16 protein-coding genes are annotated in these 12,814 nt (G+C 53.8%); 10 read left to right on the forward strand and 6 right to left on the reverse strand.

The features are described from left to right. Positions 1 to 201, reverse strand: a 201-nt coding sequence (gene rpmB / locus OES20_16080; protein ID MDH3636217.1) for a 50S ribosomal protein L28, incomplete at its 3' end; no start/stop codon positions are given. 177 nt (positions 202 to 378) lie between these two features. Here rpmB and folB point away from each other — a divergent pair. The 6 genes from folB to OES20_16110 all read left to right on the forward strand — a co-directional run bounded on the left by folB (position 379) and on the right by OES20_16110 (position 4,383). Continuing rightward, entirely contained in the window at positions 379 to 738 is a 360-nt protein-coding gene (folB, locus tag OES20_16085) for a dihydroneopterin aldolase (protein MDH3636218.1), read from the forward strand. Further along, positions 735 to 1,226, forward strand: coding sequence for a 2-amino-4-hydroxy-6-hydroxymethyldihydropteridine diphosphokinase (gene folK, locus OES20_16090; GenBank protein MDH3636219.1), 492 nt, complete (start codon positions 735 to 737; stop codon positions 1,224 to 1,226). Before folB ends, folK begins: the two co-directional genes overlap by 4 nt. A gap of 358 nt (positions 1,227 to 1,584) precedes the next feature. After that, positions 1,585 to 2,163 (forward strand): Hsp20/alpha crystallin family protein, encoded by a 579-nt coding sequence (locus OES20_16095; GenBank protein MDH3636220.1) that lies wholly within the window; start codon positions 1,585 to 1,587, stop codon positions 2,161 to 2,163. Between the two features lie 69 nt (positions 2,164 to 2,232). After that, entirely contained in the window at positions 2,233 to 3,606 is a 1,374-nt protein-coding gene (locus OES20_16100) for a DegQ family serine endoprotease (protein MDH3636221.1), read from the forward strand. 66 nt (positions 3,607 to 3,672) lie between these two features. Then, positions 3,673 to 3,882 (forward strand): hypothetical protein, encoded by a 210-nt coding sequence (locus OES20_16105; GenBank protein ID MDH3636222.1) that lies wholly within the window; start codon positions 3,673 to 3,675, stop codon positions 3,880 to 3,882. A gap of 192 nt (positions 3,883 to 4,074) precedes the next feature. Continuing rightward, on the forward strand, positions 4,075 to 4,383 hold the full coding sequence (locus OES20_16110; protein ID MDH3636223.1) for a hypothetical protein: 309 nt from the start codon (positions 4,075 to 4,077) through the stop codon (positions 4,381 to 4,383). Between the two features lie 43 nt (positions 4,384 to 4,426). On the opposite strand, the gene hisC is transcribed toward OES20_16110, so the two are convergent. Further along, positions 4,427 to 5,500: a histidinol-phosphate transaminase gene (gene hisC / locus OES20_16115; protein ID MDH3636224.1), complete on the reverse strand. Its 1,074-nt coding sequence runs from the start codon at positions 5,498 to 5,500 to the stop codon at positions 4,427 to 4,429. Between the two features lie 9 nt (positions 5,501 to 5,509). Next, positions 5,510 to 6,295 carry a pteridine reductase gene (locus OES20_16120; protein MDH3636225.1) on the reverse strand — a complete coding sequence of 262 codons (786 nt, stop codon included), beginning with the start codon at positions 6,293 to 6,295 and terminating at the stop codon, positions 5,510 to 5,512. A gap of 51 nt (positions 6,296 to 6,346) precedes the next feature. Here OES20_16120 and OES20_16125 point away from each other — a divergent pair, with 51 nt between their 5' ends. The 3 genes from OES20_16125 to OES20_16135 are packed head-to-tail and all read left to right on the forward strand — an operon-like array spanning position 6,347 to position 8,737. Next, complete coding sequence (locus OES20_16125; protein ID MDH3636226.1) at positions 6,347 to 7,528, forward strand: SAM-dependent methyltransferase; 1,182 nt, start codon at positions 6,347 to 6,349, stop codon at positions 7,526 to 7,528. Beyond that, the gene (locus tag OES20_16130) at positions 7,521 to 8,318 is read left to right on the forward strand and encodes an undecaprenyl-diphosphate phosphatase (GenBank protein MDH3636227.1); all 798 of its coding nucleotides are present in this window, start codon (positions 7,521 to 7,523) and stop codon (positions 8,316 to 8,318) included. Before OES20_16125 ends, OES20_16130 begins: the two co-directional genes overlap by 8 nt. 11 nt (positions 8,319 to 8,329) lie before the next feature. After that, the gene (locus OES20_16135; protein MDH3636228.1) at positions 8,330 to 8,737 is read left to right on the forward strand and encodes a VanZ family protein; all 408 of its coding nucleotides are present in this window, start codon (positions 8,330 to 8,332) and stop codon (positions 8,735 to 8,737) included. On the opposite strand, the gene OES20_16140 is transcribed toward OES20_16135, so the two are convergent. From OES20_16140 to OES20_16150, 3 genes are read right to left on the reverse strand one after another with little or no spacing between them, the layout of a single operon-like run. Next, entirely contained in the window at positions 8,714 to 9,952 is a 1,239-nt protein-coding gene (locus tag OES20_16140) for a multifunctional CCA addition/repair protein (GenBank protein MDH3636229.1), read from the reverse strand. The genes OES20_16135 and OES20_16140 overlap by 24 nt on opposite strands. Next, entirely contained in the window at positions 9,949 to 10,917 is a 969-nt protein-coding gene (locus tag OES20_16145) for a complex I NDUFA9 subunit family protein (protein MDH3636230.1), read from the reverse strand. The genes OES20_16140 and OES20_16145 overlap by 4 nt, the downstream gene beginning before the upstream one ends. Next, on the reverse strand, positions 10,914 to 12,212 hold the full coding sequence (locus OES20_16150) for a DEAD/DEAH box helicase (GenBank protein MDH3636231.1): 1,299 nt from the start codon (positions 12,210 to 12,212) through the stop codon (positions 10,914 to 10,916). Before OES20_16150 ends, OES20_16145 begins: the two co-directional genes overlap by 4 nt. Before the next feature lie 222 nt (positions 12,213 to 12,434). On the opposite strand from OES20_16150, the gene trxA reads away from it, so the two are divergent. Next, positions 12,435 to 12,761 carry a thioredoxin TrxA gene (gene trxA / locus OES20_16155; GenBank protein ID MDH3636232.1) on the forward strand — a complete coding sequence of 109 codons (327 nt, stop codon included), beginning with the start codon at positions 12,435 to 12,437 and terminating at the stop codon, positions 12,759 to 12,761. The last annotated feature ends 53 nt before the right edge of the window (positions 12,762 to 12,814 follow it).

Genomic DNA, 12,814 nt, shown 5'->3' on the forward strand with positions numbered 1-12,814 from the left:
GACCGCGTCAATGCCGTTTTTATCGATAATTCGCATGCCCTTGGCAGACAGGCGCAGCTTGACCCAGCGATTCTCGGAATCAACCCAGAACTTGTGGGTATGCAGGTTCGGCAGAAAGCGACGACGTGTCCTGTTATTCGCGTGCGACACATTGTTTCCGCTAACCGGTTTCTTGCCGGTTACTTGACAGACCCGAGACATCGTGGAACTCCGTTGGTGCAAGATAAGCTTGAGGGCGCGAACTCTACCAGAAGCATATCGAGGATTCAAGCCGCTTCAGCCCTGATTATTGCTGTCTTTGAGCGATTTGGCGTTTCCTTTTGAAACCCCCAGCAGCTAAGATTGCGGGCAGGCAAATATACCGGATTAAAAACCACCATGGACATTGTTTTTATTCATGATCTGCAAATTGATACCGTGATCGGAATATATGACTGGGAACGCAAAATCAAGCAAACCATCAGTCTCGATATCGAAATGGCGACCGATATCAGCAAGGCGGCGAAAAGTGACGATATCGAAGATACCCTGAGCTACAAGACCGTGGCCAAGCGCCTGATTGAATTTATCGAGCAGAGCGAATTCGAGCTGGTGGAAGCGCTCGCCGAAAAAATCTGCAGCATTATCCTGGACGAGTTTTCGGTGCCCTGGGTGAAACTGACCCTGCACAAAACTGGCGCGGTGCGCGGTTCGAAGTCGGTTGGCGTCATGATCGAACGCGGTAGCAGGCCTGTATGAGCGCCCGCGTATACGTAAGCCTGGGCAGCAATCTCGATCGCGAGGCCAAGATACGACAGGCAGTCGCAATGCTGCGTGAGCACTTTGACAACATTGAATTGTCGCCAGTATACGATTCCGCCGCCGTGGGTTTCGATGGCAGCAACTTTCTTAACCTGGTGGCAGGATTTGATACCGAACTTGGGGTCGAGGATGTGGCGTTGATTTTTCGTGATATCGAGGGTCGGTTAGGGCGCGATCGCACACTACCCAAGTTTGCCAGTCGTCCGATCGACCTGGATATCCTGATATACGATGACCTGGTCCTCGATATTCGGGGGATCCGCATACCGCGCCCCGAAATTCTGCACAATGCTTTCGTGTTAAAACCGTTGCAGGATATCGCGCCGGACAGCCTGCATCCGGAAAAAGGCGAGAGCTACGCGGCGCTATGGCAACAAATGGTTGTTACCGCTCCTCGCCTGGACCTGGTTACGCTAGATCTCTAAGCATATCGCTCTACATCAGCGAACGGATCGGAATCCTGGAAAATAACCTGCCATCCGGGGCAATGTTCACTGTTTACCAGAATTTTGGTCTGCGGATACCCGGATTCGTGGCCGCTTGTCGCATGGCGAAAGCGACTGATCTTGAGACGGGGCCCTGGTTCGGCTCCCAGTCAGGTAAGACTGCATTTGTAGCTATCCAGCGAGCGAGTTACATCTGCAGTAATACAATGCATCGCCTGGAATTGACCTGGGTCAACTTCTTCGACTTGAAAGCTGCATACTTGATCCTAAATAGAAAAGTCAGAAGCCGCCTGATATGCGCGGTGCATACTAACCCGCAATGATTTAGGAGAGTGATATGAACTTAGAGAAGCTTAAACCCTGGAACTGGTTCAAACACGAGGAAAATGGCAATAGCAAGGGACATCAAATTCCGGTAAGCCGCGACGAGGCAGAAAAATTTCCACTGGCGGGGCCCGGGTCCCTGATGAGCCTGCATCGCGATATGGATCGCTGGTTTGACGATGCATTTAAGTCATTCGGAATGCCGACCCTGGCTTCAAATCTGGAGTCGAGAGGTTTGTTTGGAAAACAGTTGTCGAATTTCTATCGCCCACAAATTGATGTTTCTGGTGATGCGAACTGTTACCAGATCAGCCTCGACGTACCGGGCCTGACCGAAGACGATATAACGCTCGAGCTAAAGGACGACGTATTGACCATCAAGGGGCAAAAGGAAGAGCGAAGTGAAGACAAGGATAAGCACTACTATCGTGTAGAGCGCAGCTATGGGTCGTTCCAGCGTACCCTGGCGCTGCCCGAAGACGCGAATGCTGACGAAATCAAGGCTAATCTTGATAAAGGCGTATTAAGGCTCGAAATTCCGCGACGTGAAACCACGAATCAGGAAGTCAAACGCATATCTATCAATTCATAAACAAACTCGCGAACGGGGCTGGCCTGGTCCTGGCCAGCCCCGGGGATCAATAAATAGAGGCGGATTGTTATGATCAGAACTAACAGTTATTCACTATTTTGGGTTTTCATTCTCACCCTGACCTGGCAAGGCGTACAGGCCGTTATTCCGGGTACGGATGCACAGGGCAGGCCTTTTCCCTCGTTAGCGCCAATGCTGAAACAGGTTAACCCTGCCGTGGTCAATATCTCGACTTACTCCAGGCGGGAATCGAGCTATAACCCGTTACTGAATGATCCTTTCTTCCGCAAATTTTTTGATCTTCCCGATCAACCACAACCAGATCGGCAACTACCCAGTAAGCGCCAGCAGAGCGCGGGGTCCGGTGTCATAGTCAACGCAGGCGACGGGATCGTGATGACTAATTATCACGTTATCAGGAATGCCGACGAAGTGAACGTGTCTCTGGTCGATGGTCGTAATTTCGAGGCCAGGATTGTCGGCACCGATCCCGAACTGGACATCGCGATACTCGAAATCGATGGCGATGAGTTAAGCGAGGTCAGCTTTGCCGATTCGAGCCAGCTGGAAGTCGGCGATTTTGTCGTCGCAATCGGCAACCCGTTCGGCCTCGGGCAGACCGTAACTACAGGGGTTGTTAGTGCGCTCGGTCGCAGCGGACTCGGCATCGAGGGATACGAGAATTTTATTCAGACAGACGCCTCAATCAACCCGGGCAACTCGGGTGGCGCCCTGGTTAATCTGAAGGGTGAGCTGGTGGGTATTAATACCGCGATTATATCGCCAGCAGGGGGTAATGTCGGTATCGGATTTGCGATTCCGGCAAACATGGCAAAGGCCAGCATGGGGCAGATTATCGAGTATGGTGAAGTTAAACGCGGGCAAATTGGTGTCGGAATCCAGAACATAACCCCCGATCTGCGCGATGCCTTTGATCTGGCCAAAGGTCAGTTCGGGGTACTGGTGACCAACGTGGTCGAAGACTCACCTGCCGCGAGCGCGGGAATCAGGTCGGGTGATATTATCATCGAGGTGGACGGCCAAAAGACGAGTTCGACAGCCCAGCTGCGCAGCCGAATCGGTATCAAGGAGGTCGGTGACAAGGTCCGGCTTACCCTGCTGCGAAATGGCAATCCGTTGCAACTGACAGTCAAGATTGGCACCGTTAAAACTCAACAGGCGCAAGCGGACGCGCTTACTCCGCTGTTGCAGGGACTGCGCGTCGAGAACAATTCTGACGGTGACGGCGTGCGCGTCGTTGCGGTTGCGCCTAACTCGGCAGCCGCCTACAGTGGATTGCGAGTGGGTGATGTCATCGTGGGTGCCAACAAACGCAAGGTATACGACATCGAATCGTTGAAAGCCGCCCTGAAACTAAGTACGACCTCGGTGTTGCTCCGGGTCGATCGCAACGGCGGTTCGCTGTTTATCGTGATTAGATAGTGTTACTACTGTTTTCGCCTTTAGCGTGATGCAATTCGCACCAATATGAGACCGGGCGCGTAAATAATGATGCGGTGTGCGTTTACGGGGCTTGCCATGTTATATCCCGAAGACAATGAAGCAAAAGAAAATAACGGTACCAACGAGGATCAACAGCTGCTGCTGGATGGCACGGCGAACCTCGACTATGCCGATGATGATCCAGTCCCCCGGGTTAAAGGCTTGATCGAATTGATCAACCAGTACTTTCGTAACAAACCAGGTCAGAGCCTTTAATCCATCTGTTGCTTGACCTGCCTCCGGTAACTTCTGTTCAGGTCTCATCCACGCGTAACATCCGCTTTGGCGTCATAAATCTGTCGCCGTGGCGGTCGCATATGTTTTATTGATTGGTATTGATAAAAGCACTGGTTTAGGCTTGTCTTGCAGTAATAATAGAGTTCATTCGCTGGGTTAAGGGGTTGCATCATGTCAGATAACGCGGAGGAAGGTATTGCCCGGGTGCAGATGGCACAGAAAGACGGGCTGCAAAACTATCACAAACGAAGTGTACTGCATCTCGATGATCGTATTCTTACGGCAATATTTGCACTGGCTTTCCTGGGTTTGATCGTGGTATGGGCGACAGCGACCTCTCCGTACATAATTTATGGATCACTGGTGGCGAGTATTTTGATTGTAATTTTGTGGGGCGTGGTACGGGTAAAAAAGATTCAACAGATCAAGGAACAAAGAGAACTTCAGGTAAAACAAATGCAATCTGGATCCGGCGAATAATACAGACATACACCACCGGTCGGTACGATTCCGGCGCGGGTGATCAAGAACGACTTTCCTGGTTGATGATCTTCTTAAGCGCAGCGATGAGCGCGTCGCACTCGGGATCGCTGCCGATCGAAATGCGCAGGCAGTTTTCGATGCGCGCCTTGTTAAAGTAACGTACCAGGATGCCGGCCGCTTTTAATTCAAGGTAAAGCGCTTCCGCCGGCTGTCCATCATGGCGCACAAGAACGAAGTTACTGCTCGATGGAAATACCTCAAAGCCAAGTTGCTGAAGTTCTGCGCTTAAACGATCGCGGCTGGCAATCACGCGCTTTCGGCATTCCTGGAAATAGTCTTTATCTGCAATTGAGGCCATGGCGACCGCGCTGGTAAGACAGTCGATGGGATAGGAATTGAAAGAGTTTTTTACGCGCTGCAGTGCCTCGATCAGATCCTTGTGACCGAGCGCATAACCGAGCCTCAGCCCGGCGAGGCTGCGCGACTTGGAGAAGGTCTGCACCACCAGCAAGTTGGGAAATTCCGGAATCAGCTGGCAGGCCGAGTCGGCACCATAGTCGACGTAGGCTTCGTCGATAACGACCACTGATTCGGGATTATCGGCGAGTAATTCGCGAATCGCCGCGATCTCGAGGGCGATACCGGTAGGGGCGTTGGGATTCGGTACGATAATACCGCCATTGGTTGACGCATAGTCTCGAATACTGATGCGAAACTCGTGGTCGAGCGCAGGTTGTCGGTACTCGATCTGGAACAGCTTGCAGTAAACCGGGTAAAAACTGTAGCTGATATCGGGAAACAGGATCGGGTCGTCCTGTTTGAAAAACGCCTGGAAGGCATGAGCGAGCACTTCGTCAGAGCCGTTTCCGACAAAAACCTGGTTCGATTGCAGGTCGTGGTAGGTAGCCAGCGATTCGATCAATTCCCTGCTTTCGGGATCGGGGTAACGGCGCAGGCGATTTACCTCGTAATTCCGCAATACACCGGCAATCGCGGGCGAGGGTGGATAGGGATTTTCGTTGGTGTTGAGCTTGATGTATTGCTGGTCCTGGGGTTGCTCCCCGGGTGTGTAGGGATCGAGTGCCTCGATTTGTTTGCTCCAGTAACGATTCATCCCGGTTCCCTACGAAGTCAACAGCCGACCACCGTCGACGCGGATGACTTCGCCGGTGATATAGTCGTTCGTTGCCAGGAACAGTGCGGTATCGGCAATGGCCTCGGGTGTGCCCCGGCGCTTTAAGGGGACCTGTTCAAGCAGCTTTTGTTTATAATCCTGCTCATCACTGGTTTCGTCATTTGTCTCGTCGCCTGGCCACAGGATTGCACCGGGGGAGATGCCGTTTACCCGGACCTCTGGCGCAAGTTCAAGTGCCAGCGACCTGACCAGCATCTGGTTGGCCGCCTTGGCGCTGCAGTAAACGCTGTGATGCTGCAGTGGTAGTGATGCGTAAATGTCGAGGAGGTTGATAATACAACCCGAAGTTAGCTTTATCAGCGGATAGCAAGCCTGGGACAGAAACAGCGGCGCCCGGTAGTTGCTGGCGACCAGGTCATCCCAGGCCTGTAAATCAATCTGGCCAAACCGCGTGGGGTAAAAACTCGAAGCATTGTTGACCAGTACGTGCAAACCATCGAATGCGTCAGCCGCTTTTGTGGCAAGCCCTTCGAGTTCTTCGAGCGAGCTCAAATCGGCACCGAGCGCAATCGCCGAGTTTCCCCGCAACTGGTTGAGGTCAGCCGCCAGTGCCTGTGCCGCGTCGGCTGAAGCGCGGTAATGGATAATGAGATTTGCCCCGTTTTGATGTAGAGTGCGGGCGATCTGCGCACCGAGGCGATTTGCCGCGCCGGTTACCAGCACGGATTTATCAGTTAACAACATCAGCCTAGCGAAAGCGAAAAGTGCCATCATATCATCCCCGCAAGCAGACGCTAGCCCATGACTGAAAAACAGAAAGTGTCAATGAATTTTCCATCGGGGCATGATGCGCACGGCCTGGAGCTGCCGACCCCAGACGACGATGCTATCGCGCACAGTACACGGCTCGCGGGGGTCATCGCTGACCGCATCGAGTCCCGCGGAGGGGTGATCGGGTTCGACGAATATATGCACCTGGCGCTGTATGAGCCGGGACTTGGATACTACTCGTCGACCACTCCCAAATTTGGAGCACAGGGTGATTTCGTAACCGCTCCGGAAATTTCACCGCTATTTGGATTCTGTATCGCGCAGCAGATTGCAGCCGTAATTGCACAGGGATGCGGCGCCCGGGTACTCGAATTTGGTGCTGGTAGTGGCAAACTCTGTGCCCAGATTTTGAACGCATTACCCGGCCTCGAGGCATATCAGATACTCGATCTCAGTGCTGACCTGAGGCAGCGGCAGCAAGCGCAGTTGCAACAGGAACTTTCTGCGGAACTGTTTCACAAAATAGAGTGGTTGAGCAGCCTGCCGCAAGAATTTGATGGTATCGTGCTCGCCAATGAAGTACTCGATGCGATGCCCGTGCATATCCTGTCAAAGCAGGGGAATTGGCGCGAATGCGGGGTTGGTTATGATGGACAGCGCTTCAGCTGGCACAATTTTGCCCCGGAAGCGCCCGTGATGGACGCGATTCGATCGATCGAATCGCACCTGGGCGAATTTGCAGATGGCTACACCTGTGAATTGAATCTGAATTACCGTCCCTGGTTCAAGGCGCTCGCAGAGGTCTGTAAGCGCGCACTGGTAATGATTATCGATTACGGTTACGAGCAGGATCAGTATTACCACCCCACGCGCAAGCGCGGTACGCTGACCTGTCATTACCAGCATCGTGTACACGGCGATCCGCTGATCTACCCTGGACTGCAGGACATTACCGCGTTCGTCGATTTTGATGCCTGCGCCGATGCAGCCGAAGAAAATGGCTTCGAGCTGTCAGGGCTGGTTAACCAGGGGTCGTTCCTGATTGCCAATGGCCTGCTCGAGGAGTCGCAGCGCCTGGCAGACGAAAGCGATATTCAGGCGCGGATTGCAATATCAAAACAGGTGGGGACTCTCACCCTGCCACAGGAGATGGGCGAGAAATTCAAGGTGCTGGCGATGCAGAAAAATATCGCGCTGGAACTTCCGGCGATGCAGCGTAAGGGTGCCTATGGATAACCTGCAAATTGTAATCCTCGCAATCGTGCAGGGGTTGACCGAATTCCTGCCGATATCGAGTTCGGCCCACCTGGTACTGGTACCGCAGATGCTGAACTGGCCGGACCAGGGACTGGTTTTCGACGTGGCGGTACACATAGGTTCGCTGCTGGCGGTACTTTACTACTTTCGGCACGAAGTAAAGCGCATGTCGGTATCCTGGGTACGCTCGGTCGCCGGGGGTGAGGCGAATCAGGACAGTTTACTCGCCTGGTGGGTGATTATCGGTACCGTGCCGGCAGTCCTCGTCGGTTTCCTGTTACAGGGACCCATCGAGGTAAAACTGCGTATGCCCTGGATCGTGGCGGCGGGCTCGATAATCTTCGGGCTATTGTTATGGTACGCCGATGCCAGTGCGCGCCATACGCGCAATGAATACCAGTTAAATCTCAAAGATGTATTAATTATCGGCGGTTTCCAGGTGTTGGCGCTGATCCCGGGGATATCGCGCTCCGGTATCACGATAACACTCGGGCTGTTTCTCGGACTCACCCGCAAGGCGGCCGCGCGCTTCTCGTTTCTACTGGCGATTCCGATCATTCTTGCCAGCGGTGTCATGCAGAGCGTGCGTATGGTGATCGAGGTCAGCCCTATCGGTTGGGGCGATCTGATGTTGGGTGCCGCACTGTCAGCGATAAGTGCCGGTATTTGCATTCATTTTTTCCTGCGACTGATCGACCGCGTCGGCATGTTGCCATTTGTCGTGTACCGCGTGCTGCTTGGCGTTGCGATACTGGTGATGCTGAACTGAACAAAACCTGGATGACACAAACTAGTGATAATCCGCGATCCCCGTTAAGACTGGCGGCGGCCTGGTATGTTATCGGCGCGATCATGCTGCTCGGTGTTGCCGTGGCCTCACTGGTACCAGTGCCAGATATCGGGGTCAGTGACAAACTGTCGCACCTGGTGACTTACTTCTTGCTGGCAGGCTGGTTCAGTCTGTTGGCCGCCAACCGTATTACCCTGGGCTGGACCGTGATTGGCCTGATCGCGTACGGGATGTTAATCGAGCTGTTACAGGGCATGACGTCTTATCGCTACCCGGAGTGGGGCGATGTACTCGCTAACGGAATCGGTGTCCTGGCTGGCATCCTGCTGTATTTTTCGCCGCTGTCGCGGTTGCTCCGATTCGTCGACTCCAGGCTAGCTCGACTGTGGTTGCAATAGCGCTTTTTCGTGTTCGATTAAGCGCAACCGTTCCGCCTGAATCGCCTGTCCCATGGCCTTGCCGGTGAGTCCTTGCTGCTGGATACCGGTGACATCAAGATGGCGCAGCTTGTCCGCAAGCTGCAACAGGAAGTCGGCCTGTCGGTAAGGGTCGTCTTCAGATCCCGCGCGACCGCGAATATCGGCGCGGCAGGCATCGAGCATTTTTTGAAATCGCAGCGGCTTACGCATGCTGTCTGCCCTGGTAAATAACTTCAACAGGGTCGATGCTTTAAGCTCCATCGCACGGTGTACCAGGAGATGAAATTCGGTCGTAATCAGGGCAAGCTCGGTATGTGCCCGCGGAACCCGCCAGCGCTTGCAAAATGCCTTGACCGGCTTCTTGCCGCGCGCCTCGTGGCCACGGTGACTCGGTAACACCGAGGCGGGAGTTGTTGCTTTACCCAGGTCATGCATCAGCACGGCAAAGCGGGTTTCGTTATCGTGGTCGAGTGCGGCGCTCGCCTGCAGCGCCATCATGACATGCACACCGGTATCGATCTCGGGATGGTATTTCGCATTTTGCGGTACACCGAAGAGGGTATCAATCTCGGGAAACAGGCGTACCAGCACACCACAGTCACGCAGGCTGGTAAAGAATACAGCGGGATCTGCCTCGTCGAGTGCGCGCGATAATTCGGACCATACCCGTTCCGGCACCAGGGCATCGAGTTCGCCGGACTCGCCGATTTGCCGAATCAGGTCGCGCGTATCCTCGGCAACGGTAAAACCCAGTTTATGAAATCGCGCCGCGAAGCGGGCAACGCGCAGCACCCGCAGCGGATCTTCGACAAATGCATCAGAAACATGTCGCAGGATGCGGTCTTCGATGTCCTTTTGACCGCCGTACGGATCGACCAGGTTGCCCTGATCGTCTTCCGCCATCGCGTTGATGGTCAGATCACGACGTAGCAAGTCCTGCTCGATCGTGGTTGCCGGGTCGGCGCTGATCTCGAATCCTTTGTAACCCGGCGCCGTTTTGCGCTCGGTGCGAGCCAGCGCGTATTCCTGCTTGCTTTCGGGGTGCAGGAAGACCGGGAAATCCTTGCCGATCGCCTTGTAGCCGGCGACCTGCATCTGTTTTGCGGTGGCGCCGGTTACCACCCAGTCGATGTCGTTAACCGGCAGTCCGAGCAAGCGATCGCGTACACAACCGCCGACACGGTATACCTTCACAGATGGTCCTCGGGGTTGCCGGGTTGTGGGTATTCCTTGCGGAAACTGTCATAGTTGCGCTTGTTACCGAACATGGCTGGCAAACCCTTGAGGTACTGGCGCAGGCTGGTTTCGCAGAGATCGCCATCGTCGCAAACATTATCGGTCTGCAATGAGCGGTAATTATCCATGGTAAACAACTTGCCGGGCAGATTCTGCAGAATCAGTGCCTGCAAGCGCGATAGCCCGTTGCTCAGCGGCATGACGCGAACCGGGAGCTGCAACGTGTCGATGATTAACTCGAGGATCTGGCGTAACGTAAAAACCTCGGGTCCGCAAACCGTATAGCGTTTGGCACATGTTTCCCGGTTATCGATCGCGTTGACCATTTTTTCGACCAGGTCACCGACGTAGACCGGGGCCAGTTTGCTATTGGGGCAGGCGAGGGGGAAGTAACCGAAGAACAGTTTCAATATGCCGGCAAACCGGTTGATGAAATCGTCGTCCTTGCCAAACACGACCGAGGGTTGGAAACTGGTTACGTTCAGACCCCGCTGGCCAAAAGTGTGTAACAGGTTTTCACCCTCGCCCTTGGAGCGAAGGTAGAGGCTACTGCCGGTTGCCTGGTTAGCGCCGAGCGCGCTCACGTGCAACAGGCGTTTGATACCGGCTTCGCTGCAGGCTTCGACGACGGCCTTGATAAAATCAACGTGGTAGCGACGAAAATCACCCTTGCGCCGTTCATTCAGAATACCGACCAGGTTAATAACGGCCTGCTGCCCTTCGCAGAGATTTTTTAATTCATTGCTGTCGGTAATGCTGGCTTCCAGCATGCGAATATTGGGGTGTACCAGCAGCGCACGATTTCGATGCGGCCTGCGACTGGGTACGGTGACCTGCCAACCCCGATTAGCGAGCGCAAACGCCAGATGTTTGCCGATAAATCCGCTGCCGCCGAGCAATAGTATATTGCGTTTATTACTCATACCGCCTTTTTTCTGTTTTGATTATGGTGACGCGGTGGTCGCTTTTTGTGCTTGTGGCGCTGTGGTTTACCGCTGCCGGGCTTCGGCTTTAATCGGCCACCTTTCATTTTAATCGGGGGTTTTGGCTTGATCAGCAGATCGTTACTGATCGACATGGTGGGAATAGGGCGTCGAGTGTAGGCCTCGATATCGATAAGGTTCATTGCAAGGTCTTCACAGGCAAAGCTGATCGCGACACCCGATTTACCGGCTCGCGCGGTGCGCCCTACCCGATGCACGTAGTCTTCGCCGAGTTCCGGCAGGTCATAGTTGAATACATGCGTGACGTCGGGAATATGCAATCCACGCGAGGCGACATCGGTCGCCACCAGGATCGAATATTCGCCATCGTGGAATTTCTTCAGCAGCGACTCGCGCTTGTTTTGATGGATGTCCCCGGAAATGATCGCGGCCGAAATGCCGTTACCCTGCAGGTATTCCCAGATGCGAATCGTGGCATGCTTGGTGTTGGCAAAGATGATGCTGCGCTGCGGCTGCAGTTTCTTTATCAGGCCCAGCAACAGGGGTATCTTTTCATGATTGGCCGGGTGGTAAACGCTTTGTTCGATCCGGTCCACCGTGGGCGAGTCAGCATCGATCTTGATCAATTGTGCCTGGTTCATATGCTCGTAGGCGAGCTCCATCACTTTTTGTGCCATGGTCGCCGAAAACAGCATGTTGAGACGCTTTTCGGGCTCGGGCAGGCGTCTTAGCATGAAGCGCACGTCGGCAATGAAACCCATATCAAACATGCGATCGGCCTCGTCGAGCACCATCGCTTCAACGGCCTTGAAGTCGAATAATCGCTGTTTAAAGAAATCGATCAGGCGCCCAGGGGTGCCGATCAGGATATCTACCGGCTCGTCGAATTGACGCTTTTGTTGTTCGTAGGCCTTGCCACCGTAGCAGATCGCAAGCCTGAGCGGTAAATTGCGCAGCAGTCTTTCCGCATCCTTGTGGATTTGAATGGCCAACTCGCGCGTCGGTGCCAGGATTAAAGTGCGGGGTTTGCCCGGGGCCGTCGCGGGTTTGTCCGAGTGCAGGATCCGCTGCGCACAGGCGAGCAGAAATGCCAGTGTCTTGCCGGTGCCGGTCTGTGCCTGTCCGGAGACATCTTTACCTGACAGTAGCAGGGGTAGTGCTTGCTGCTGTATCGGGGTGCAGTAAACCATATCGATCTCTGCGAGTGCATCGAGCAAGCGTTGGTCGAGCGCCAGTGAGCTGAACTGCTGCTCGGTTAAGTGTTGTTGCCCCATGCTATCGCGTATTCTCTCAGGTTAAATGCTTAATCGGAGTATGGTAGCAAATTGCATGAAAACCTGCGCTGTGATTTGAAAAAGCTGATTTCGATCCCCATATCTAGAATCAGGGCAGGCGGATTCCTAGCATTTTTTCGCCACATTTGCATTATTGACAGTTAAAACTGATACGACTAAATTGTTGGTCCACTTGATTAAGCCATGGGGCTGGAGACACGCGTGAGTGAGAAAATTGTATACCTTTCGGATGAAAGCTTTGAGTCGGATGTGCTGCAGGCAGATCAACCAGTGCTCGTTGACTACTGGGCGGAATGGTGTGGACCCTGCAAGATGATTGCTCCGATCCTGGAAGAGATAGCCGATGAATACGACGGTCGACTCACCGTAGCCAAGCTCAATATCGACGACAATGCCAATACCCCACCCAAGTATGGCATTCGCGGTATCCCGACACTGATGCTGTTCAAGGGTGGCGCTGTCGAGGCGACCAAGGTCGGCGCATTGTCGAAATCCCAGCTAACCGCCTTCCTGGACAGTAATATATAGTCGCTCACAGCCCCTGAAATGATTGAAAAAAGGGTCGTTGATTGAGGTAGACG

Source organism: Gammaproteobacteria bacterium (assembly GCA_029862005.1).
In the GTDB taxonomy this organism is placed as follows: Bacteria; Pseudomonadota; Gammaproteobacteria.

What these genes read in the sequence shown, in the direction of transcription:
- folB (MDH3636218.1), top strand. Translation starts at nt 379, where the DNA reads ATGGACATTGTTTTTATTCATGATCTGCAAATTGATACCGTGATCGGA.
- folK (MDH3636219.1), top strand. Translation starts at nt 735, where the DNA reads ATGAGCGCCCGCGTATACGTAAGCCTGGGCAGCAATCTCGATCGCGAG.
- OES20_16095 (MDH3636220.1), top strand. Translation starts at nt 1,585, where the DNA reads ATGAACTTAGAGAAGCTTAAACCCTGGAACTGGTTCAAACACGAGGAA.
- OES20_16100 (MDH3636221.1), top strand. Translation starts at nt 2,233, where the DNA reads ATGATCAGAACTAACAGTTATTCACTATTTTGGGTTTTCATTCTCACC.
- OES20_16105 (MDH3636222.1), top strand. Translation starts at nt 3,673, where the DNA reads ATGATGCGGTGTGCGTTTACGGGGCTTGCCATGTTATATCCCGAAGAC.
- OES20_16110 (MDH3636223.1), top strand. Translation starts at nt 4,075, where the DNA reads ATGTCAGATAACGCGGAGGAAGGTATTGCCCGGGTGCAGATGGCACAG.
- hisC (MDH3636224.1), bottom strand. Translation starts at nt 5,500, where the DNA reads ATGAATCGTTACTGGAGCAAACAAATCGAGGCACTCGATCCCTACACA.
- OES20_16120 (MDH3636225.1), bottom strand. Translation starts at nt 6,295, where the DNA reads ATGATGGCACTTTTCGCTTTCGCTAGGCTGATGTTGTTAACTGATAAA.
- OES20_16125 (MDH3636226.1), top strand. Translation starts at nt 6,347, where the DNA reads ATGAATTTTCCATCGGGGCATGATGCGCACGGCCTGGAGCTGCCGACC.
- OES20_16130 (MDH3636227.1), top strand. Translation starts at nt 7,521, where the DNA reads ATGGATAACCTGCAAATTGTAATCCTCGCAATCGTGCAGGGGTTGACC.
- OES20_16135 (MDH3636228.1), top strand. Translation starts at nt 8,330, where the DNA reads ATGACACAAACTAGTGATAATCCGCGATCCCCGTTAAGACTGGCGGCG.
- OES20_16145 (MDH3636230.1), bottom strand. Translation starts at nt 10,917, where the DNA reads ATGAGTAATAAACGCAATATACTATTGCTCGGCGGCAGCGGATTTATC.
- OES20_16150 (MDH3636231.1), bottom strand. Translation starts at nt 12,212, where the DNA reads ATGGGGCAACAACACTTAACCGAGCAGCAGTTCAGCTCACTGGCGCTC.